Annotated in this window: 17 protein-coding genes; 9 read left to right on the plus strand and 8 right to left on the minus strand. The window is 64.9% G+C overall.

The window, feature by feature from the left end:
* Nucleotides 1-147 precede the first annotated feature (147 nt).
* The 3 genes from DIE22_RS28090 (at nucleotide 148) to DIE22_RS28100 (ending at nucleotide 4131) form a co-directional block, all read left to right on the plus strand.
* On the plus strand, nucleotides 148-924 hold the full coding sequence (locus tag DIE22_RS28090) for a DUF3304 domain-containing protein (protein WP_124500733.1): 777 nt from the start codon (nucleotides 148-150) through the stop codon (nucleotides 922-924).
* Nucleotides 917-3208 carry a DUF2235 domain-containing protein gene (locus tag DIE22_RS28095; protein ID WP_124500719.1) on the plus strand — a complete coding sequence of 764 codons (2292 nt, stop codon included), beginning with the start codon at nucleotides 917-919 and terminating at the stop codon, nucleotides 3206-3208. The genes DIE22_RS28090 and DIE22_RS28095 overlap by 8 nt, the downstream gene beginning before the upstream one ends.
* A 116-nt stretch (nucleotides 3209-3324) precedes the next feature.
* Nucleotides 3325-4131, plus strand: a complete 807-nt coding sequence (locus DIE22_RS28100) for a DUF3304 domain-containing protein (protein WP_124606554.1) — start codon at nucleotides 3325-3327, stop codon at nucleotides 4129-4131.
* A gap of 191 nt (nucleotides 4132-4322) precedes the next feature.
* Here DIE22_RS28100 and DIE22_RS28105 read toward each other — a convergent pair whose 3' ends face one another.
* The 5 genes from DIE22_RS28105 to DIE22_RS28125 form a co-directional block, all read right to left on the minus strand.
* The gene (locus DIE22_RS28105) at nucleotides 4323-4898 is read right to left on the minus strand and encodes a DUF3592 domain-containing protein (protein WP_124500717.1); all 576 of its coding nucleotides are present in this window, start codon (nucleotides 4896-4898) and stop codon (nucleotides 4323-4325) included.
* Between the two features lie 138 nt (nucleotides 4899-5036).
* A complete protein-coding gene (locus DIE22_RS28110; RefSeq protein WP_124606555.1) occupies nucleotides 5037-5987 on the minus strand; it encodes an OmpA family protein in 951 nt (316 codons plus the stop codon).
* Nucleotides 5988-5991: 4 nt separating this feature from the next.
* Nucleotides 5992-6981, minus strand: coding sequence for a type VI secretion system-associated protein TagF (tagF, locus tag DIE22_RS28115; RefSeq protein WP_124500715.1), 990 nt, complete (start codon nucleotides 6979-6981; stop codon nucleotides 5992-5994).
* Nucleotides 6978-10922: a type VI secretion system membrane subunit TssM gene (gene tssM / locus DIE22_RS28120; protein ID WP_124606556.1), complete on the minus strand. Its 3945-nt coding sequence runs from the start codon at nucleotides 10920-10922 to the stop codon at nucleotides 6978-6980. Before tssM ends, tagF begins: the two co-directional genes overlap by 4 nt.
* 301 nt (nucleotides 10923-11223) lie before the next feature.
* The gene (locus DIE22_RS28125) at nucleotides 11224-12069 is read right to left on the minus strand and encodes a M15 family metallopeptidase (RefSeq protein WP_124500713.1); all 846 of its coding nucleotides are present in this window, start codon (nucleotides 12067-12069) and stop codon (nucleotides 11224-11226) included.
* A 121-nt stretch (nucleotides 12070-12190) separates the two neighbouring features.
* Here DIE22_RS28125 and DIE22_RS28130 point away from each other — a divergent pair, with 121 nt between their 5' ends.
* Together DIE22_RS28130 and DIE22_RS28135 are read left to right on the plus strand one after the other, a co-directional pair.
* The gene (locus DIE22_RS28130; RefSeq protein WP_124500712.1) at nucleotides 12191-13141 is read left to right on the plus strand and encodes a phage tail protein; all 951 of its coding nucleotides are present in this window, start codon (nucleotides 12191-12193) and stop codon (nucleotides 13139-13141) included.
* 207 nt (nucleotides 13142-13348) lie between these two features.
* A complete protein-coding gene (locus tag DIE22_RS28135; protein ID WP_124500711.1) occupies nucleotides 13349-14377 on the plus strand; it encodes a transporter in 1029 nt (342 codons plus the stop codon).
* Nucleotides 14378-14508: 131 nt separating this feature from the next.
* Here the strand turns inward: DIE22_RS28135 and DIE22_RS28140 are convergent, their stop codons facing one another.
* Nucleotides 14509-16677, minus strand: a complete 2169-nt coding sequence (locus tag DIE22_RS28140) for a M1 family metallopeptidase (protein ID WP_124500710.1) — start codon at nucleotides 16675-16677, stop codon at nucleotides 14509-14511.
* 645 nt (nucleotides 16678-17322) lie between these two features.
* On the opposite strand from DIE22_RS28140, the gene DIE22_RS28150 reads away from it, so the two are divergent.
* The 4 genes from DIE22_RS28150 to DIE22_RS28165 all read left to right on the plus strand — a co-directional run bounded on the left by DIE22_RS28150 (nucleotide 17323) and on the right by DIE22_RS28165 (nucleotide 20562).
* Nucleotides 17323-17817 (plus strand): LEA type 2 family protein, encoded by a 495-nt coding sequence (locus DIE22_RS28150; RefSeq protein WP_124500708.1) that lies wholly within the window; start codon nucleotides 17323-17325, stop codon nucleotides 17815-17817.
* 166 nt (nucleotides 17818-17983) lie between these two features.
* Nucleotides 17984-18316 (plus strand): YegP family protein, encoded by a 333-nt coding sequence (locus DIE22_RS28155; RefSeq protein ID WP_124500707.1) that lies wholly within the window; start codon nucleotides 17984-17986, stop codon nucleotides 18314-18316.
* 132 nt (nucleotides 18317-18448) lie between these two features.
* A complete protein-coding gene (locus DIE22_RS28160) occupies nucleotides 18449-19582 on the plus strand; it encodes a class I SAM-dependent methyltransferase (RefSeq protein ID WP_148092763.1) in 1134 nt (377 codons plus the stop codon).
* Nucleotides 19583-19671: 89 nt separating this feature from the next.
* Nucleotides 19672-20562, plus strand: coding sequence for an SAM-dependent methyltransferase (locus tag DIE22_RS28165; protein ID WP_124500706.1), 891 nt, complete (start codon nucleotides 19672-19674; stop codon nucleotides 20560-20562).
* Between the two features lie 55 nt (nucleotides 20563-20617).
* Here DIE22_RS28165 and DIE22_RS28170 read toward each other — a convergent pair whose 3' ends face one another.
* Both DIE22_RS28170 and DIE22_RS28175 read right to left on the minus strand, forming a co-directional pair.
* The gene (locus DIE22_RS28170) at nucleotides 20618-21190 is read right to left on the minus strand and encodes a DUF1415 domain-containing protein (RefSeq protein WP_124500705.1); all 573 of its coding nucleotides are present in this window, start codon (nucleotides 21188-21190) and stop codon (nucleotides 20618-20620) included.
* A gap of 82 nt (nucleotides 21191-21272) precedes the next feature.
* Nucleotides 21273-21896, minus strand: coding sequence for a TetR/AcrR family transcriptional regulator (locus DIE22_RS28175; RefSeq protein WP_124500704.1), 624 nt, complete (start codon nucleotides 21894-21896; stop codon nucleotides 21273-21275).
* Between the last annotated feature and the right edge of the window lie 168 nt (nucleotides 21897-22064).

A 22064-nucleotide genomic window follows, 5' to 3' on the forward strand; every position in this document is an offset into this window, starting at 1 on the left:
GCGCGACGGGCGGAATGATACCGATGCACTGGATACGCCGGTAACGCATGCTGGACAATATTCGGAAGGAAAATATCAGTGAATAGAGCAACGAAATTTTCGAGTCTGGCGAGTCGTGTTCTGACGGGGTGTCTGCTCGTGACGACCATGGCGGCGTGCGGTAAAGCGGAGCCGACATATAGCGGTGTTTCCGTTATCGCTCACAACTATCTACCGTACAACCTGGACGGATTTACGATCACCGATGCCCATGGAAACAAGGCAGGCGGAGGGAATAGTTTGCCGGGGGGCGGAGGCGGGGTGACGTGTTGCTACAAACTCCAAGGAACCGAGTTCACGGTCAAATGGAATTATGTCGACGTCGACCAGTGGCACAAAGGCAACGAGGAAACGCTTCACGCCGAGGCAAAGGCTACGTTGTCTCCGTCGCAGGTTCCAGAGAAGGTAGGTGATCGAATTCTCGAGGTTCATTTCTATCCGGATCGCCACGTCGAGCTTCAGTTTCCTGGCGCGCTGATGGATGAATCGCGCGTTCCGATGATCGATGTGTCGCGCTGGATGGCGAGCCGGTATCAGGCGCAATTGAGCAAGCGGTACGACGAGCGTGAAGACCAACAGTTTCGTCGTGTTGCGCGAGTTGTCGCAATGGCATGGCTGAAATACCGCCTCACCGATCTCGACGATTTGAAGCAGTACGCCTACTACGATCTGCTCGTGAATAATCGCTTTGACTCGCATCCGGAGATCCAGCGCATGTTGCAAGCGGATGCCAGCAAGCCGGGCGCTTTTGCGAAGTCCATGCAATCGTTGCCGAAAAATATCCTGGCCGAATTGACGAGTGGCAAGTTCGAACCGGTTGCAGTGCCGTCCATACCTGACGGACTGGTTCCGCCGCCGCGCGTAGAGGAGAAAAAGCATGGCTGAAAGAGTCAAACTCGATCCGGATGATGCAACACCGACATCCGTCTACGCACAAATCGCCAACCAGAACGCGACGATGTACCCGAAGGGCGATTGCATGCCGTGCGGGGCGACGATTCGGATGGGCTTTTTCTTCGATGCATTCGGACGCCATCGCGATATCGACGATCAATCGAGTTCGCAGTACTCCAATATCGCCCGGCTTTGGGAGGCGCATCGCGACCTCAAGGATCCGAGGCGGCCCGCGAATCAGTTCTGGTTCCGCTTCTATTATTCGGGATTGGGCACGCCGCTTAACGAGTCAGCCAAGGCCAATGAATGGATCAATGCAGGCGTAGCCGCAGGCAAGATGGCGGGCAAGAAGGCATTAAGCGGAGCGGAGTCGGTCGCCAAGTCGTTCACTCGCGTCAATAAGCCGATCAAACAGGCGAGCGTGAAACAGCGTGTCGACGACGTCAAGAAGCAACTCCTCGACGGGTTTCTCGAGGGAGATTTTTCGCTTCGACCGATTGATAAGGCATTCCAGGATCTTCGGAAGGATATCGAGCACATCCCCGCTCAGGCGCGGCGTGTGATGAACGTGTTGAATGCATCGCAGGAGCGTTACTGGGAACGAACCAAGGCGACCGGAACGCTGCTGTGGCGCAACGCGAAGAACGACTTCAAGAACAACGTCAAAGGCGCGCCGATGAAGGCGGGCTGGGCGGTTGCGCGAAGTCTTTTTGTCGGCATAGCGATGGAGAACGTGCCGATCGTGCGTGACAATTCCGTCATGGCCAAGGCGTTTGGAACGGGTGTCGATACCCGGTTGATCGCAGCGAAGGACCAGTTCAAAGCTGCGTACGAGGCCGTGAAGAAACAGATGCCGAAAGTTCGGGCCATCGAGGTATCGGTGTTTGGTGCGGACCGGGGGTGCGTGCTTGCACGCGCGTTCATCAACGATCTGGCGGAGAAATACAAGCGTAGGGACGACACGGATCTCGCTATTGAAGGCGTGTCGATCCAGATCAAGTTCGTCGGATTGCTCGATGCCGTTTCGTCCGTCATGTCGGAGGAAGCCGGAGAGCTGATCGGAATGGTGCCTTATCTGGGTATGCTGAAGACCAGCTTCAAGGATCGTCCTCTCGCGATACCGGCCAGCGTGCAGCGTTGCGTCCATTTCGCCGCAGCACATGAGATGCGTTTCTATCAGCGTCTCGACAGTCTCGAGAAAACCCGTGGCGAACAGTTTCTCTATCCGGGCACGAGCTGTGATGTCGTTGGTGGCGCGCCGAGCGGATCCCTGGGGCTCAACGCGGAGCTGATGAGAGTTCCGCTGCAAGACATGCTGCTGGAGGCGATCAAGGCGGGTGCCGTCATGGACACCATGGAGGATCTGTACCTGTATAACGCCCCAGTGTTCAAGCGCTTCAAGCTCTCGGATCCGATCAAGTACGGTGGTAAGGAATTTCGAATCAAAGCGCTGGTCAACGCCTACCGCACCCTCGTCCCCCGCAAACCCGGCGCCGACTTCATGGAGCATTCGAAAGTCTTCATGCGCTGGATCTCGGCCCGCTACATGGATCCCGACTTCCGCCGCACGATCTCCGACCCCGTCGCCGACTGGAAGCGCAACATGAGCGACGCCGATCTACAGCGCAAGACGGCGAAGTCGCAACTCGACTGGGAGTTGCAGCGACAAGGCATCAACATGAGCATGCTGGCCAGTCGCAGCGCGGAGGATCAGGCGAAGCTGCGGGGAATGAAGGCGGCAAGCGACGCGGCGCAAAAGCGCTATGAGAAGCTGATCGCGGAAGCACCGAAGGACTATTCGACGGTCTGGGAGCGTCTCGAGAAGGAGGCGGCAACGAAGCTGCGCCGCGCGCCGTACCAGGAGGGCTTGAAGCAATCCGCCGAGCGCATCCGCAACATGCCGGATTCGTGGGATTCCAATAACAAGGCCAGTGCGGACGCGGTCGAGGCGGCCATGCTGCCTGAAGCCGAGATGGAGCTCGTGTCGGCCTGGAAGGAAGGCATCGAGGGCAAGCATCCGCTTCCGCCGGAGGTCATGGCGCTATTCGACATGCTGGTCCACGATACCTTGTTGACGAGCTGGCAGGACCACGTGCTCGCACCGTCGCTGTACTTCCGTACGCGGGACAAGGACGAATTCGGTTCGACCAATTTCAACAAGGAAGCGGCACGGCGCAAGAAGGACGACCGCGTCGCCGCACGCATCGACCAGGCCGCCAAGCAGAGCCAGGAATGGGCGAAAAGCTACAAGGGAGGCGCGACATCCACGCATTGAAGGAGAGCGTCAGATGAAGGCCGTCAGCCGCGCAGATGCTGTACCGTTTCGCCTTCGTCGCCTCGGCGTAGGCCGCTTTTTTTGTCGTGACGTGCCACCGAATCGCGGCCGCAAGCATGTTGTGCGTGTCGTCGGCCGCGTGCAGCCATCCTGATCCGATCTACACGCACGTCTCGACGGAAGCGTTGAATTACCTGCCGTACAACCTTGTTCGGTTCACGATCAGCGACCGTTTCGGAAACAAGGCACGCGGTGGTGGTGATCTGGAACCCGGCGCTGGAGAGGGCAGTATCGCCTGCTGTTACGCGCTGAAAGGGACTGATTTCAAGGTTCGGTGGACGTATTACGACGCAGACGACTGGCGGCCGGGCGAGCAAGTGAAGAAGCTGCAGGCGGAGGCGGACGTATCGTTGCTGCCCACCAGAGCGCCGGATTCGATCGGATCACGCATTCTCGAAATTCACTTCTACCCTGACCACCATATCGAACTGGCATTCCCTGGGCAGATGCTTGGAAGTACGCGATTGCCGATCGTGGATGTGTCGCGCTCTCTGGCAAAACGATATGGAGAGCAGCTCGGTACGAAATTCGACGACAACGATGCCCAGTTGCATCGTCGAATTTCGCGAGCTGTCGCGGAAGCCTGGCTCAAGTACCGCTTTATCGATCGCAGCGACCTTGAGCAATACGCGTATTACGCGCTGCTGGTGAATCCCCGATTCGATACCCACCCGGAGGTGCAGCACCTCATTCAGTCGAGCAACGGGAAGCCGGGTGCATTCGCGAAGGCGATGGCAGCCCTGCCCCCGGCGGTTGCAAAGTCGCTTGTACAGAGCCGATTCCAGGCAGTTGCTGCACCGTCGATTCCGAGAGGGCTATTGCCGCCGCCACGTGAAGAGAATGGCCATGGCCGGGACCAGTGACGGAAACGCCATTCGACTCGGTCCAGACAATGCCACGCCGCAGAGTGTTCGTCAGTGAAGGGTAAGAAGTTACCTAGATACATCGCTGACACATCGAGTCCCGGCTAATACAACTACACACTACGGCGATCAGCCGCCTCACATGGGTGGAGTCGACCAAGCGTGATCCGAAACCAGTCTGCTCGTATGCGTCATGAACTGCTGACGCGATTGCGTACTCGCCGCGCTTTCCGCTTCACCGCGTGCCTTTTGCGATCCTCGATCCATGGCAGCAGCGAAATACCGACCGCACACAGCATCAACCCACTGACCAGGGCGAACAGACCGAATCCGATTTCACGTACCCATGCCCCGCCCATAACCGCTTCGTTGCGCCGGGCAATACCCGGAAACATCGGCGAAACGCGCAGGCCGTCGTTTGCGGCCGCGCTGCAATACGTCTTCGTGAACGCGGCGAACTGTTCGCGACTGATGTTCGATGCGGCCGAACGCGAATAAACAGGCGACTCCGCAGGCTGCCACGTCGTATCGTAGTGCTGCGCCTGCCCTGCACCATAACGAAAGACAGCGCGCGCCTCCCATGTCACGTCGGATTTGCCATATCGCAGAGACAATTCACATTGCTCGACAAAGGCGGGGACATGAGGCCACGCGCGAGCGCGAACGAGGATGGCTGAATTGACGGCGCCCGCTGCGCCCGCCAGCACCAAGAACGCACCGGCAAGCAGGAGAATGGCAGATCGCAGGCAGCGCAGTGCGAATTTCACCGGAATGGCTGGATTCAGGAGTCGGTCAGTGAGGTGACCGGCTTATCGACGATGCGGGAGCTGACGGGGCCCGCGCGATCCGCGGGATGTATCCCGCCAGTATCGTGCGCCCGGCTCGCCATGCCCCCGAATCCGCGCTTACTGCCCCACCCTGAACTCGATCCGTCGATTCCTCGCCCGCCCATCCGCCGTATCATTCGGCGCGATCGGCTGATCCGGCCCGACGCCCGTCGTCGTCATCTGCTGCGGCGGGATGCTCTTCGTGATCAGATACCCCTTCACCGCATCCGCGCGCGCCTGGCTCAGTGCGATGTTCGACGTCCGGTTCCCCGAGTTATCGGTGTGGCCGATGATATCGACCGTGCGGTTCTGCATCCTCGACAACGCGGCCGCCATCTGGTCGAGAATCTGCTTGCCTTGCGGCGTGAGCGTCGCGCTGCCCGTCTCGAACTCGATCGTCCGGTTCGCGAGCGTCTGGTCGAGCACGCCTTGCTCGGACGCCGACACGCGCAGCCCGTTCTTGATCGTATACGTCGGATTCAGCGTGTTCGCCATGTCGCTCGCGAGCTGCTGCCGCTGCGCCTCGTTGTGCACCTCGCCCTTCATCTCGATCTGCGTGCCGTTGATCTTCAGCTGGCCCTTGCTGATCTGCTTGAGCTGCGCGCCGAGCAGCTTCTGCACGTTCGCGCTCCAGTTCGGCGGCGTCGCGACGTCGCCGACCTCGATCTGGTCGACCACGTTTGCCGCGCCGTAGGTGTCGCGCAGCTTCTGCAGCACGGCGGACTTGGTCGCCTCGTCGGGCACCTTGCCGCCGACCACCACCTGGCCGGGCGTCGCGTTCGCGGGCGGCGGCGCGATCGTGCCGGCCGTGCCGTGCACCACCGTGCCGGACGCCGTGGCCGGCGCGGTGCCGGGGCTGGTGTTCGCGGGCAGGGCGGCGGTCGCGACCGTGCCGTTGCCGACCGGCGTGACGGTCGCACCACCCTTGTTCTGCGCGTAGGCCGCGCCGCTGGCAATGAGGCCGGCGGCGACGAGGCCGGCAACGAAAGGCGACAAGCGTGCGCGCTGGACGTGAATCGTGCGTTGCATCCCGTCAGCCTCCGATGAACGCTTCGCGGAATGCGTCGATGGCGACGCGCAGCGAGAGTTGCGGTTGGTCGAGGTAGCTGACGAGCTTGCTGATCTGGTGATCGTTTTGCGCATGGGCGTCGATCCACTCGGGATCGTCGATGTCGATGTTGTGGGCGGCGTAGGTCTGCGGGTCGACGACGCTCAGCAGCGTCTTCGACGACGCGCCGTTGAAGCCGATGATCAGCCGTTCGCGTTCGGCGATCGTGCCGATGAAGATCGCGAGCTCGAAGTCGGCCTGCGCGACGAACGGTGCGATCAGTTCGAGCCAGAACGCGGCGACGAGGCTGCGATAGAACGGGTCCACCGGTAGCGGCAGCGTCAGGCCGCGCTCGATGTGCGACGAGCCGCTCTGCATCACGGGCCGCAACAGCGAGCCGAGGGCGAGCATCGCGCCGCGCAGCCGGACCGGATGGCCGCTTTCCAGCAGCATCTGCTGCAGGCCGAACAGCGACTGGTGTTCGATGAAGTCGTTGAAGGTGCCGTCATGCGACGTGCCGGGGCCGCCGACGTCGATCGGCACCTGCGTGTCGCCGAGCGCCTGCAGCGCGCCGGGCGGCTCCTCCTTCGCGAGCAGCGGCGGCATCTGCGCGGCGACGCGCGACCACAGCCGCGCGAACGCGAGCGGGCTGCGCGCGAGGAACGCAAGCGGCCGGTCGACCTCCAGCGCGGTCGCGCCGAGGAACGGGAAGCGGCGCATCGATACGTCGTGGCTCGCGACCATGTGGCCCGCGATCGCGAGCTTGCTGCGCGAGCCGAGGAACGCGAAATGCATCGGCTTCGCATCCTCGTAGACGATCTTCCAGCGCGGATCTTCCGCGAGGAGTTCGAGCGCCTGCGCGATCCAGCGATCGAGCGTCTGCAGCAGCTGCGGATTGTGCGGGCTCTTCACGAAGTCGCCGCGCGACGGAATCTTGCCGAAGTAGGCGATCTGTGCCTGAACGGTTTGCGTCATTGCGCCCCCTGTGCATTCGTTGCGGTGGCGGCCGTGACGGCCGGTGCGGCGGCCGGCGCGCCCGTGCCGGCCTGCGTCGCGTTCTGAGCGGCGCCCGCGCTCGCGTCGGCGACCGACGATGGCAGCTGCAGGCCGCGCAGGCTCTGCTGCTGCGGTTGATCGCCGCCGCCGCTCGTCGGCTGCGACGTGCTGATGATGCGCATCGTCACCGACACGTTCACGCTGCCCTGGACCCACGTGAGGTCGAAGGTGCCGTCCGGGCGGCGCTTGCGCTGTGCCGAGTTGATCAGCTTCTCGAGACCGTAGCGGCCCGGCTCGTTGACGAGCTGCACCGTGCGGCCGTCGAAGGTCGTCGCGGACAGCGTCGCGCCCGGCGAACCCTGCGGGTTCGGCCACACGAAGTTGGTCCACTGCGGCGGCGTGTTGCGGTAGCGCAGTTGCTGGCCGTCGATCGCGATCGTGTATTCCGTCGTGCCCGTGCTCGGCTGCGGCAGGATCTGGAACACGGTCTGCGGTTCGGACGCCGCGGCTGCACCACCTGCGGCGCCGCCTGCGAGCGGGGCGACCCAGCGCGCGAAGCCGTTCGTGAAGTCAGGCGTGAGGCCGATGCCCATGTCGCCCCACGTGCGGGCCGCGAGCGTGTCGCCGCGGCGCACCGCGAGCGGGCCCAGCGTCGTGCCGACGAACTTCGCGATTGCACCGTCCGGACCGAACACCTGGGCGATTTCGCCGGCGCCGGCCTCGACCTTCGCATTCGCGGCGAACGGGTACTTCGTCGCGAGCGAGCTCTGGAACGGCTGGTAGACCTGCGCGTTCCACACCTTGTTGACTTCGGCGCTGGCCGGCTGGATCACCACCGAGAACGCCTGCATCAGCGGGCGCACCAGCAGCGGACGCAGCGACTTGCGTTGCGAATCGGTGAGGCCGGTCAGCATCTGCTCGTCGACGAACTTCAGCGAATCGGCGAGTTCCGAGCCGTTGCCGTCGAGCGTCTGCTGCATCAGCTGGCGCGCGCCGGGGCCGGGGTCGCCCTGGTTCTTGATCACGTTGAAGCGCGTACGGACCTTCGACAGCGAGTCCATGTAGCCCTTGAGCATCGACGTGCCGTCGTGCGTCGCGACGATCCGCGCGAGCCCGATGAACTCCTGGCCGATCGGACCCATCGGCACCTCGGCCGGATTGCCGTTGATGTCGATGTTCGCGGCCGCCACCTGGCCGGCCTGCGAGCGCGTGAACAGTTGCTTGACCCAGTTCACGACGCCGGTCTGCGCCTTCTTGATCGTCACGTTCGCCAGCGACGGGTTGTCCCACGACGTCTGGTCGTACGCGGTCTCGAGGATCTTGCGGATCGGCGAATCCTGCGGGTCGCCGAGGCGGTTCATCCCGTCGACGGCCTGGCCGAAGCTGCTGAAGCCCTGCACAGCGATGCCCTGCATGAACTTCTGCCAGTGCTGCGCGTACTCGGTCTTGTACATCCCGACGAGCGTCTTCTGGATCTGCTCGGGGCTGCCTTCCAGCGTCAGGTCGTCCTGCGTCGACGTGTTCAGCACCCAGTCCTTTGCCTGCAGTTCCTTGGTTGCCGCGTCGCGGATCGCCGGCTGCACGTAGTCGAACCATGCTTCACGCGTGAACGTGCCCGGAATCGCGTAGCTGCCGGCGACCAACCCCTGGCTGCCGTCGCCGACGATGCGCGCGATGGTCATCGGCGCGAAGCGGGTCGACGCGCGCGCCTTGATTTCCTCATAGACGCGCTGGCGGGCCGGCATGCCGCGCACGACGCGGCGCAGGTTCTCGCGGGTCTGGTCGACGAGCGCGAGGTTCGCGTCGATCATCGGCCAGTCGTTGTCGTTCACGCGCGACAGATAGAACGAGATCATGCGCTCGGCGCTCTTGATCATCTCGTCGCGCGGCATGTTGCCGCGATTCGTCTCGAGCCAGCCGCGCCAGAAGCGTGCGAGCTGGTCGGTCAGGTGCGCCTGTTCGACGTGACGCTTGTCGGACAGCATCAGGTAGGTCTTCAGCGCGTTGTACGCGTCCTGCACGTTGGTCGGCGACGCGTCGCTGTAGAGGCCGCCCTGCGGTGCGGACGGCTGCTGCGGCGCGGCGGCCGGCGCGGTGCCGGACGCGGCCAGTGCGGCACCGGCCTGCGGCGCGGCGCCTGCCGCGTTCGTCGAGACCGGAATCGCGCCGCCCTGCACGGCGCCCGATTCGGGCGGGCGCGTCATCGGCACGAGCTGTTCGGGGTGCGCGTTCACGTCCTTCATGAACGACGCGAGGTTCTGCGAGACCGGCGCCAGCAGGATCTGGCGCACGCCGTTGTAGTACTCGGTCAGCAGGTGCTGCTCGAGACGGTCGCCCTGGTACAGGCCGAGCGACACCGACACCGGCTTGTCACGGCGGAACTGTTCGAGCTGTTCGATCCGGTCTTCGAGGATGTCCATCGCCTGCAGGCGCGACTGCAGGTCGTTGCGGCCCTGCTGCAGGCGCGTGACGTTGTCGAGGTCGGCCTGCACGTTCGCGACGAGCTGCTGGTTGCCGATCGTCGACCAGGTCCAGCCGCCGAGCGCGAGCGCGAGCGCCGCGACGAAGCCGAAGAAGGTCGCGTAGCGCAGCCGGGTCTTGGTCGGGCTCGCGAACTGGCGTACGGTCTGGCGGTCCGCGAAGATCACCTTCGAGAACAGGTCGCGCAGGAAGAAGCCGTTCTTCGAGAACGCGCTGTGCGGTTTCGGCAGCGCGCTCGCGTCGAGCCCGAAGCGGTGCGCGATGCGCTGCGCGGCGGCGCTGTTGGTTTCGCCTTCCTGCAGTGCGCTGGTGAAGTAGAAGCCGCGGAAGATCGGCTTGTACTGGAACGGGTTGTTCTCGAACAGCGTCGCGAGGAACGCGCGCAGCGACGGCTTGATCGTCGAGAATTCGAGCGGGAAGCTCAGCTGGCCCGGCGACAGCTGGTTGCCGCGCGACAGCGACAGCTGCGCGACGCTGATCTCCTTCAGCCCTTCGTAGAGTTCCTCGAAGTGCGTGTCGAACTGTGCGACGACGTCGCGCTTGTCGTCGGGCTCGTAGGGCAGGGTGGCGCCCCACACGCGGTCGTACTCGTGCTTGTCGCTGCTGCTGAAGAATTCGGTGAAGCCGGTGATCAGGTCGGCCTTCGTGAACATCACGTAGACCGGCGCGAACACCTCGAGCTTTTCCGTCAGCTCCTGAACGCGCTGGCGGAGGTTCTTCGCGAGGTTGATCGCGAATTCGGGGCGGTTGCCGGTGAGTTCGGCGATGCTCGCGGTGACGATGATGCCGTTGATCGGCGCCTTCGGACGGTAGCGCTTCAGCAGGCCGAGGAAGCCGAGCCATTCGCTGCGGTCTTCTTCGTGCACCGAGTAGCGGCCGGCCGTGTCGAGCAGGATCCCTTCGGTCGTGAAGAACCAGTCGCAGTTGCGCGTGCCGCCGATGCCGTGGATCACGGCGCTGTTCTTGTCCGCGAACGGAAACTGCAGGCCGGAGTTCAGCACGGCGCTGCTCTTTCCCGCGGCCGGGTTGCCGATCACGATGTACCACGGCAGCTCGTACAGCGCGGAGCCGCCCGACACCTGGCCGATCTTCGACGTCTTGATCGTCTTCACCGCGTCGGACAGGCGCGTGCGCAGCACGTCGAGATCGGCGGTCTTCGTGTCCGGCGCAAGCGCGGCCGCGGCCGGCGCGGCGATCTTGCCGGTTTCCGCCTGCTCTTCCAGCATCTGGCCGAGCTGCTGGTTCGCGCGCTTCACGCGCCAGCGGCGCCACAACGCGACGCCGAGCCACAGCACGAGGATCGCCGCGAAGGCGACCGCCGCCCACAGGAGCGGCAGCTGCAGCATGTCGGCGACGATGAAGAGAATCGCCGCTAGCGCGACGATCCCGACAATCGAGAGCGTACGCGGATGAGTCAGCACGTTGAGGATGCGTTGCATAGGACGTTCAGGTTCCGGTGCGATTCAGTGAGGCGACGCAGGCGCGCCGAGCGGCAAGGGTGGCGCTGCGATGTGTCGCCATGCTGTCAAACAGGATGAAGGGGGCTGGCATCAATGCGCCCGCGGCATCGGAGAAGGCGCGCGCAATAATGAAAGGACGCTGTGAGAATTAAAACGGAAGCGGCGGCCTGAAAAAATCGCGCAACGGAATGCCCGATCGATTGCGCCGCCCAAATCGTTTCCTGCCGGGTGATTAAAAAGCCCCATGCCGCCCTCATTATTTCTTGTCCGGCAGCCCTGACTAGCTGCCGCGTCCCAGTTTAAAACCGGGTTTATGGTATTCCACGTGCCCGAGGTCCATCATTTTCCATCGGCCTCCCCAGGTCAGGCCGACCTGCTCGGCGACCTGTCCGTACAACTGGTAGCCGCGCATCGCCCAGGGATCTTTCTCGGAAATGACCAGCTTGCCGTCGCGCAGGAACGCGTTGTCGGCCGCCAACCCGAACTGGTGATAACTCTGGAAGGCCGCCGCATTGGTCACGTTGGTGCCCATCTGCGCGAGCCGGTTCTGTCGTTCCGGGCTCCGATAACCTTCCAGCAGCGCCATCTCGTAACCATATTGTTCGTGCATGATCTTGTAGACCAGCAGCAAACGCGTACGGAAATCGGGATCCAGCAGGTTCCAGTCGCGGCTCGCATCCTTCAGCGCCGGCCGCACCTGTTCGACTTCCTTCGTGGCAAAGACTTCCGGCGGCAACGGCGGCGGCGGCACGAGTTGTTCGCCCTGCAGCAGCGCGGCGATCTTCTCGTCGGGCACGCGCGCCGTGTCGTCGTACTGAAACAATTGCCGACCGCGTAACGCAATGGCCACCAATGGCGGCGTCGCAAGAATACCTGCCGACACCATAATCATCAAGCGTCGCCGGATCAGTAAATTTTGCACATCGCTTAATGCGCCGCGCGTAGCGGTTGCCGATTTAACAATTTGACTTCGCGTGCGTGCGGCGCGATCGTTCGCACGGCGCGTCAGGCGGCCGTGAAACTGGGCGATGGATTCGAAAACGGTCGCCCGGATACCCGGTAAAAGCAACAGTGCCGCAACCGCGACGGCAAGGGCGAAATAGGCGACGAGTGCGACGGCAATCAATGAAATCCCCGGAAATTGGAATTGATTGTGTTTTGCAATGCTTGCTCTTAGAATCAGGCTGCTTTGAGAGGCCGGGCTATATTATCGCGGTGAATTAAACCAGGATTCAATGAGACGCTGAATGAGTGCGCCGGAAAATTCAAATTCGAAAACCCCGCCCAGCCTGCTGTCCGATACCAAACCGGCAGGCGAGGGTGGACCTCAGCAGTCGCGCATTCTCGCGAATCTGGAAGGACGTGTCACGCCGCCAGCCGAAGCGCCGCGCCGTTCGCTGAAGGGCCCGATCGCGGCCGTCGTCGCGCTCGTGGTCGCCGTCGGCGGCTGGGGCGCCTGGCGCTGGCAGCAGCAATCGGGCGAGCAGGCCGTCGTGGCCGCCGTGCCCACGCAGGCACCCGCGCAGGCCGAGGCAGCCAGCGGCGCCGCCGTGCAGGTCGCGCAGAATGCAGCATCGGCGGCGCCCGCCGCGCAACCGGCGACGATCGTCAATGACGATGCAGCGTCCCAGACCGTTGCGTCCGCATCGTCCGCGTCGGACGCGGACAGCAGCCGCTTGTCGCGTGCGCTCGCGAGCGGTGCCGACGATGCGTCGGGCGCAGCCACGGCAGGCGCCGTCGCCACGACGGCCGCCGCGGCGGCGGCGGCGAAAACCGCGAAGGCCGATGCCGCGAAGGGCGACAAGGTCGCCGCACGCAGCAAGGCCGAAGCGAAGGCGGAGGCCCGCAAGCATCACAAGGAACAGCAGGCGGAGCTCGCGCAGGCGAAGAAGCGTCGCGAAGCGACGACCCGCACCGCGAGCGCGAAGGCGTCCGGGAAGGACGACCCGGATGCGGACCTGCTCGCCGCGCTCGTCGCGCGCACGAAACCGGCCGACAAGAAGGCCGCCGCGCAGAAGGGGCAGGTCGTGCCGACCAAGACGGCCGCCACGACGGGCGGTTCGCTCGCCTCGCGCGTGAAGGATTGCTCGGAACGCGGCTTCTTCGAGGATCAGCTGTGCCGCTGGCGCGTCTGCGACGGCCACTGGGGCAAGGATCCGGCATGCCCGACCGCCGCGCAGTCGGAGACGCGGCAGTAAGCTGCGGCTTCGAGCCGACCCGCTGATCGCACCTGCGCCGCCCAACGGGCGGCGCGTTGCTTTTCGGGCGCATGACGCGCGGACGGTCATATGTGACAGTGTCACGAAAGCGTCACATGCGTCGGGCATACGTTTCCCTTCATTTCCCGGCGTGACGCCGCGAGGCGCGATGCGCGGCGCGGCGCGCGCCGCACGACCTTCGACACGATGGACCTGATCGTACAGACTTACGGCGCCGACACGTCCGGCATGGTGTGCGGATTCCGCTTCGTCCCGGGCGGATCGGGCGCGATGCTCGATGCCGACGCGGCCGCCGCATGGCTGCGCGCGTGCCGCGAGCGCGATGCGGCCGCATCGGACGATTTCGTCTGGCTGCACTTCAATCTCGCGCACGGCGCGAGCGAGCGCTGGATGCGCACGCACCTCGGATTGCCCGACAGCTTCTTCGAATTCCTGCACGAAGGGTCGCGCTCGACGCGCATCGAACAGGAGGACGGCGCGTTGCGCGCGATCGTCAACGACGTGATGTTCAACCTCGAACTGACGCCGTCGGAAATCGCGACGCTGTTCGTCCACGTCGAACGGCGCATCATGGTCACCGCGCGGCTCAAGCCGCTGCGCTCGGTCGACACGCTGCGCGCGTGCGTGCGCGACGGCGAGCAGTTCCGGTCGCCGGCCGAACTGCTCGTGCACCTGCTGCGCGACCAGGCCGACCTGCTGATCCAGATCATGCGGCGCACGAGCGTCGACGTCGATCGCATCGAGGATCGCTTCCTGTCGCAACGGCTCACGTCGAGTCGCATCGAGCTCGGCGCGATGCGCCGCACGCTGACGCGGCTGCAGCGCATGCTGGCGCCCGAGCCCGGGTCGATCTTCCGGCTGCTCGCGAAACCCCCCGCGTGGCTGCATTCCGAAGACGTGCAGGAGCTGCGCGAGTCGACCGAAGAGTTCTCGCTGGTGCTGGCCGACCTGTCGGGACTCAACGAGCGGATCAAGCTGCTGCAGGAAGAGATCGGCTCGCGGCTCGACGAGCAGAACAACCGGACGCTGTTCACGCTGACGCTCGTGACCGTGATCGCGCTGCCGATCAACATCGTCGCGGGCTTCTTCGGGATGAACGTCGGCGGCGTGCCGTTCTCCGAGAACAAGCACGGCTTCTGGCTGATGGTGCTGCTGGTCGCGGGCTTCACCGCGCTTGCCGCGTGGTGGGCGTTTCGCCGGCGCGACGATCGCTAGCCAGGCATCGGCAGGTGCTGCGCGAACGGCAGCAAAAAAACAGGCCCCGCATGCGAGGCCTGCCGAAGGACGTGAAGGTTTGAGCGCCGGCCGGCGCCGCGTGCCGCGCGACACCGGCCGGCCGGACCACGTTACTGAGCCACGGTCTTGCGCGGCTTGAACATGCCCTGGTAGCGCAGCGACGGACGTTCCTTCACCGTCGGCGCGATGCCGCCGAAGCTCGGCGTCTGGCGCAGCTTCATCGCGGCCGGCGAAGCGACCGAGCCGATCGACGTCGAACGCGAAGCCGGCGCGAGGTTGTTCGCGACGAGCAGCGCGGCCTCGCTCTTCAGGTTCGCGAGCAGCACCGGATCGGTCGAGCTGTTGACCTGCGTGAGCAGGCCGCTCCACGCGGCGTCGCTGTAGTTCACGACGTAGTAGTCGAGACCGCTCGGATCCGCGACCACGCCCGTGCAGCCGTCGATCCGCGTCTGCGTCTGCGTATCCTTCAGCGCGAGCGTCGTGTGTTTCGCGAGACCCTGGCCATACGCGAGCGTGATCGGTACCGTCCACTGCAGGCCCGGATACGCGTTCTTGTTCGGGAACGGCTGCTGCTTCAGCGTGATGACCGTCTGGTTCTTCGTCATGTCGCACTGCGTGTCGAGCGAGATCAGCGGCACGCCCGTCTGGCGCACGTAGCTGTCGCCGATCGGGCCGACCGGCTGGCCGCTCGCCTTCGATAGCGCATCCCACAGGCGCTTCGGCGTGCCGTTGCCGAACGAGTAGTCGATCAGGTACTGCTGCAGGCCGTTGCGTAGCGTCTGCTCGCCGAGATAGTTCTCGAGCGTCTTCAGCACGTGGCCACCCTTGTCGTACGTGAACGCGCTCGCGCTCAGCACGAAGTCGTTCGACGCCCAGTCGTTGAAGTTCGGCGCGACCGGGAACGCGTTCGGGCCGATGTCGCGGTTGATCACGCGGTACTTGTTCTTCACCTGGTCGAGCCAGCTGAACTCGTCGGGGAAGAACTGGATCGTCGTCTTCGTCTCGAAGAACGTCGCGAACGACTCGTTGAGCCAGACGTTGTCCCACCAGTCGTTCGTGACGAGGTCGCCGAACCACTGATGCGCGACTTCGTGCGTCAGCACCTCGTTACCGTAGCGCGACATCGGCTGGCCCGGCTGCGGCAGGATGTCGTCGGCGAACTCGAGGATCGACCCCCAGTTCTCCATCCCGCCGAAGTTCAGGTCCTTCTGCTCCTTGAACGCATCGTTCGCGGCGACCGTGTCGAACTTCGTGAGCGGCAGCGGGATGCCCGTGTAGCGGTAGTAGTAGTCGAGCGCCTGCTTGGTTCGGTCCATCGCCGGCTTCGCCCAGTCGCTCATGCCCGGCGGCGTGAACACGCGCAGGTGCAGGCCGCCCTTGCCGCCCGGCAGCGGGCTCGAGAAATCGTCCTCGTAGGTGTCGAACAGGCCGCCGCCGAAGAACAGCAGGTACGACGGCATCGGCGGGGTCTTCTCGAACTGCACGAGCTTGTAGCCGCCGCCGACATTCGTCGACGGCTTCTCGGCCGCGTTCGACACGACGCGCCAGTTCTGCGGCACTTCGGCCGTCACTTCATAGGTCGGCCGGAACGCCGGCTCGTCCCAGCCCGGGAACCACTGGCGCGACAGGTTGGTTTCGCCCTGCGTGAGAATCGCCCCGCTCGTCGTGCCGTCGGTGCTCTTCAGGTCGACACGGAACACGCCTTCCGCGGCCGAGCAGCCCGGATACGGATCGTCGCCGCAACTGCCGCCGGTCTGCGTGGCCGGATCGTCGTACGACTTGAAGTTGATGATGCCCGACCACTCCATGTGCAGCGAATAGTTGCCCGGTGAAATCGTGCCGGCCACGGGGCGCAGCTGGTAGAAGTCGCCCTTGTCCTGCGGCGTCGCGATCAGCTGGATGTTGCCCGGCTGCAGCGTGATGCGGCCGTTCGTGAACTTGATCCGGTGGCCGGCGATCACGATGTTGTTGACCGGCTTCAGCACCTTGATTTCGACATCGGCGCGCCCGTCGAACGCGTTCAGCGCGTCGTTCGGGCGGAACCACAGCCGGTAGTTGACCGGTACCACGGTGTCCGGCAGCTCGACAGGCGGCACGCTCTTGTCGACGTTGGACGCGGCCGGCGGCGTGTTGCCGGCGGGCGACGAGCTCGAATGCGGCGCGCCGGCGGAGCTGAGTGCGGAAGCCGAGCCCACGCCGCCGTCGTCGCCGCCGCACCCGGCGAGTGCGAGCGCGGCAACCAGCGGCAGATAACGCATCTTGTGAATGTTGATCGACATGACTGAAACCTCGATTGTTGAAAGAATCGTTCAGTGCTGCGAAAGCGCCGGCAAAAGCAATCCCTCGCCGTTAATCAACAGCGGTGAGAAATGCCAATGGCGGATTATTCGAAAAGACGGCCGATCGACTACGTGAAGGTAATCATGGTTTACTGCCCCCTCTGTGTTTCCGGATGTCGGTTAACTTGCCGGTTCAAAATGGCCGGGCGCGTGTTGTACTGAATTGATTTCGCGCGCCCGACACGGGGCCGCCCGCCCTGCGCGGGCGTGCATTCCCTTTGAACCGACGACCCACGGGGCTGGCCGTACCAGGCCGCAGGACGGAAGGACGGCGTGTCGCCGTTCCGTAAAATCGCCGTCATGCGGCATCAAGGTTTGTCGGCCTGCTCGAAGGATGCGTAAATATACTTGATGGTTTTGGGTAAAGGAAACGAAAAAAGTTAGAAGGTGAATCTATTGATTTTTTTGCGTGCCATTGAATGCCGGAAGGCATTAATTCACTTTCAGTTTAGTTGTCTGTTTCCGTAGTTTTAATCTATTAACGATCTCGGCGGTTCGCGAAAACTACGAACCAGGGCGTCGCGGAGCGCGCTCGGTACAATGCATCGACGACCCGTTGACCGATTGCCGCAAGGAGGCCAGCCCATGCCACGAGCCCTGTTCCGTATCGCGCCGCTGCGCGCCGTGCTGCTGCTGTTCGCCGCCGCCTTCGTGCTCGGCGGCTGCGCGGGCCTGACGCGCGAGCCCGTGAGCGTGTCCGTCGCCGGGCTCGACCCGCTGGCCGGGCAGGGCCTCGAGATGCGCTTCAGCCTGAAGCTGCGCGTGCAGAACCCCAACGACACGCCGGTCGAATACGACGGCATTTCGGTCGCCCTCGACCTGAACGGCACGCCGTTCGCGAGCGGCGTCAGCGATCGCTCGGGCGTCGTGCCGCGCTTCGGCGAGGCCGTGATCGACGTGCCCGTCTCGGTATCGGCGTTCGCTGCCGCGCGGCAGGCGTGGAACCTGCCCGGCGCGGCCGCGAACGGCGAGTTGCCGTACGCGCTGCGCGGCCGGCTCGCGGGTGGCGTGCTCGGCACCGTGCACTTCCGCGATGCGGGCACGCTGCGTCTGCCGGCAACGCCGGGATGGGGCGGATAGTCGATGGCTGCGCGATGCCGGATGCGATGGCGGGGGACGCGGCGCAATCGCGGTGTCGTCTGACGATCCCTGACGATTGAATTGCGCACGCCTTACGTTTGTCGCCGCGATCGCGTTTAGACTGCTCCAGTCCGGAGGGCCGGACAACTTTTCCGAGAGGGGCACCATGGCAGCGAAATTCGTCATCAAGAAAGCGAACGACGGGCAGTTCCTGTTCCACCTGAAGGCAGGCAACGGCGAGATCATCCTGCGCAGCGAGCTGTACAAGACCAAGGCGTCGGCGGAAAACGGCGTCGCGTCGGTGCGCAAGAACGCGCCGGACGACGCGCGCTATGAGCGCAAGACCGCGAGCAATGGCCAGTTCATGTTCAACCTGAAGGCCGGCAACCACGAGATCATCGGCACGAGCGAGCTGTACAAGGCTGAAGCGGGCCGCGAGAACGGCATTGCGTCGGTGAAGCAGAACGCGCCCGGCGCGGCGCTCGACGACGAGAGCTGAAACCGCGCGAGCATCGCGCGGGTGGCGGCACCGGCGGCTGCCCGCGCTTTGCTGCGCAGGCAAAGCGCGGTATGGTGTCGTCCGCGCGGCGTATTCCGCCGCCTGTCCGATGCCAACCGTAGCCGAGCTCGCGTGACCGATTTCCCCGTTTTCCACTGGACCGACGCCGACGGCGCGGAACATGCCGTGCGCTGGCGCTCCGAAGCCGGCGTGCAGCCGCCCAGACGCGCGGTGTCTGCCGACGACCGCCTGACCGCCGATGCGGCGTATCGCCTCGCGTGCGAGGGCACCGCGCTCGTCTGGCAGGGTGACTTCCAGAATGCGCGCCAGCTCGTGCAGGCGATGGCGCGCCGCGTCGAGCGCAAGCCGAAGAAGGCGAAGGCGGCGGCCGGCGTCGATGCATTCAACCTGCACCGGCTCGCGCAGTCGCAGCGCGCGCGCACGCTCGGGATGCTGCTGATCCCGCTCGATGCCGACTACACGATCCCGCTGCGCCGCGCGCCCGACGTGCGGGCCGCATGCGAGGAGGCGTACGGGCCGGGCGGCGCGCCGTCGGTCGTGTCGCTGCGCGAACTGCTCGGCCTCGTTGGCGCGCACGAATGGCGCAAGAAGGGCGTGCCGATTCCGGCGCTCGGCGGCGCGCCGATCCATCCGCATTACGGCGTGTTCTCGCCGGTGCGCGGCGAATACGTCGAACTCGTCGCGCGCGCGCCGCTGCCGGCGACGTCGCTTGCGTTCGACATCGGCACCGGCACCGGCGTGCTCGCGGCCGTCCTGGCATCGCGCGGGGTCGAGCGTGTCGTCGCGACCGACCAGGATCCGCGCGCGCTTGCGTGCGCACGCGAGAACGTCGCGCGGCTTGGCCATGCCGATCGCGTCGACGTCGTCGAAGCCGACCTGTTTCCGGCTGGCCGCGCGCCGCTCGTCGTCTGCAATCCGCCGTGGGTGCCGGCCCGTCCGAGCGCGCCGATCGAATACGCGGTCTACGATCCCGACAGCCGCATGCTGCGCGGCTTCCTCGCCGGCCTCGCCGACCATCTCGAAGCGGGCGGCGAAGGCTGGCTGATCCTGTCCGATTTCGCCGAGCATCTCGGCCTGCGGCCGCGCGACACGCTGCTGAAATGGATCGAGGAAGCCGGTCTCGTCGTGCTCGGCCGCGAAGACATCCGCCCCGCCCATCCGAAGTCGGCCGACGCGGACGACCCGCTGCACGCGGCGCGGCGCGCCGAGGTCACGTCGCTCTGGCGGCTCGGCGCGCGGGCCTGATCGCGCATTTTCGGTAAACTGTCGCCATTCCTCACGAATTCCCGTCGCCGGGCCGTGGTCGACCGACCGTGGCCCGGCGCCGCATCACGATGTCGAACAAGACCTACGAAATCCGTCCGGAGCAGTCCGTCGAGCTGCTGAAGGAACTGCACATCCTGACCCGCGACGGCAAGCTGAACCAGGACAGCCGCCGCAAGCTGAAGCAGGTCTATCACCTGTTCCAGTTCATCGAGCCGCTGCTTGCGAGCGTGCAGGCCGACAAGGGCTGCGTGACGCTCGTCGATCACGGCGCCGGCAAGTCGTATCTCGGCTTCATCCTGTACGACCTGTTCTTCAAACAGCAACCGGGGCACGGCACGCCGGCGTTCGCGTCGCACGTGTACGGGATCGAGACGCGCGAGGAGCTCGTCACGCGTTCCGCCGAACTCGCCGCGCGACTCGGGTTCGGCGGGATGTCGTTCCTGAACCTGTCGGTCGCCGACTCGATCACGTCGCCGAAGCTGCCCGAAACGGTCGACGTCGTCACCGCGCTGCACGCATGCGATACGGCGACCGACGACGCGATCCGCTTCGCGCTCGCGAAGCGCGCGCAGCACATCGTGCTGGTGCCGTGCTGCCAGGCGGAGGTCGCGGGCGTGCTGCGCAGGAACAAGGGCAAGTCGCTCGCGAATGCGCTGACGGAAGTGTGGCGGCATCCGCTGCATACGCGCGAATTCGGCAGCCAGATAACCAACGTGCTGCGCTGCCTGCAACTCGAGGCGCACGGCTACCAGGTCAGCGTGACCGAGCTGGTCGGCTGGGAGCATTCGATGAAGAACGAGCTGATCATCGCGCAGTACAAGAACCTGCCGCGCCGCAAGCCCGGCGAGCGGCTGAACGAGATCCTCGGCATGTTCGGGCTCGCCGAACTGAACGAGCGCTTTTTCGTGCCGCCGCCTGCGGCGGCAGCCGGCGCGGCCGGCGTGCCTGAGGCCGACTGAGGCCGACTGACGCGCGGCTCGTCTGCCGCGCGGTAGCCGGCCGTCGCGCGACGCGTCAGACGTCGTCGCCCGGCTGGCGCATCCATTCACGCCAGCCGTCGTGGCCGAGGCGGCGCAGCGTTTCCTGGTTTTTTTCGTAGATCGCGGACGCGTCCGGAAACGCGTCGACCGCGCGCGCGATGCTGCTCTCGCGCAGCAGGTGCAGGATCGGATACGGCGCGCGGTTCGTGTAATTCTCGATGTCGTCGGCCTCGCTGCCTTCGAACCGGTAGTCGGGATGGAAGCTCGCGATCTGCAGCACGCCGTCGAGGCGCAGCTGCTGCACGAGCCGGTCGGCGAAGAACAGCGCATCGTTGTAGTCGACGAAATCCGCGAAGGCGCGCGGATAGATCACGAGCGTCGTGTCGACCTGCTGCGGGTCCGCCGCCTCGAGCGCGCGCAGCTCGGTTTCGAGGTCGGCGAGTGCGTCCTCGAGCGTCGCCGCTTCGCTGATCGCATAGCGCACTTGTTCCTTCACGTAGACGCTCTTCGCGAACGGGCACAGATTGAGCCCGATCACCGCGCGCGCGAGCCAGTGCCGCGTGGCGGCGAGGATGTGGTCGTGCGAGTCGGGGCGGGTATCGGTCATGGCGAAGGCAATCGGGCGAAGCGGCAGCGAGGGCCGCATTGTAGCCGGAGCGGATGTGGGCGGTTCGGGCGTGCGTCGCCCGTCACGCACAGGCGGCTTCGATCAGCTGCGTGACCAGCGCGGGCGCGGCGCTGATCGGCGTTTCGCCGTGCCGGTAGGTCTGGCTGGCCGCGTAGATGCCTTCGATCACGAGCGCGAGCGCATCGGCGAGCGCTTTCGGCTGCCGTGCGCCGGCGCCTTCGCACAACGCGACGAGCCGCTTCATCAGCTGTTCCTTGTTCTGCGCGACGCGCTCGCGCGCCGGGTGCGACGTATCCGGGAATTCGGCCGCGACGTTGACGAACGGGCAGCCGCGATAGTCCTTCTGCGTCGCGCGCTCCGCGAGATCGACGAAATACTGGATCAACTGCGCCTTCGGCTGGCCCGGATGCTTCGCGACACTCGAATCGAAACGCTCGAAGAAGCACGCATCCATCCGTTCCAGATACGCGAGGATCAGCTCATCCTTCGACGAAAACTGGCGGTACAGGCTCATCTTGTTGACGCCCGCGAGTTCCACGACCGCCTCGACACCGACCGCGCGCACCCCTTCCTTGTAAAACAGTTCCTCGGCGGCGCGCAGCAGGTGTTCCTGCGCGGCGGCCGCGGCGATCGGCCGCCGCGTGCGGCGTGCTGGCGGCTTGTTGGCGGCCTCGATGCCCGACATGATGACCCTCGACTGTGTGATGGATTGCTTGACATGTTACCGACTGGTAACTACGATCGCAACACACTTGTGACCGACCGGTAACAATGCCGGTCGGATCGACAGACAAATGCCACGTGTCGGCCCGGGTCAGCCGACGCAGCGTGCGGCGGAGGTGGCCTGGTGGTG

Source organism: Burkholderia sp. Bp9142, from assembly GCF_003853415.1.
In the GTDB taxonomy this organism is placed as follows: domain Bacteria; phylum Pseudomonadota; class Gammaproteobacteria; order Burkholderiales; family Burkholderiaceae; genus Burkholderia.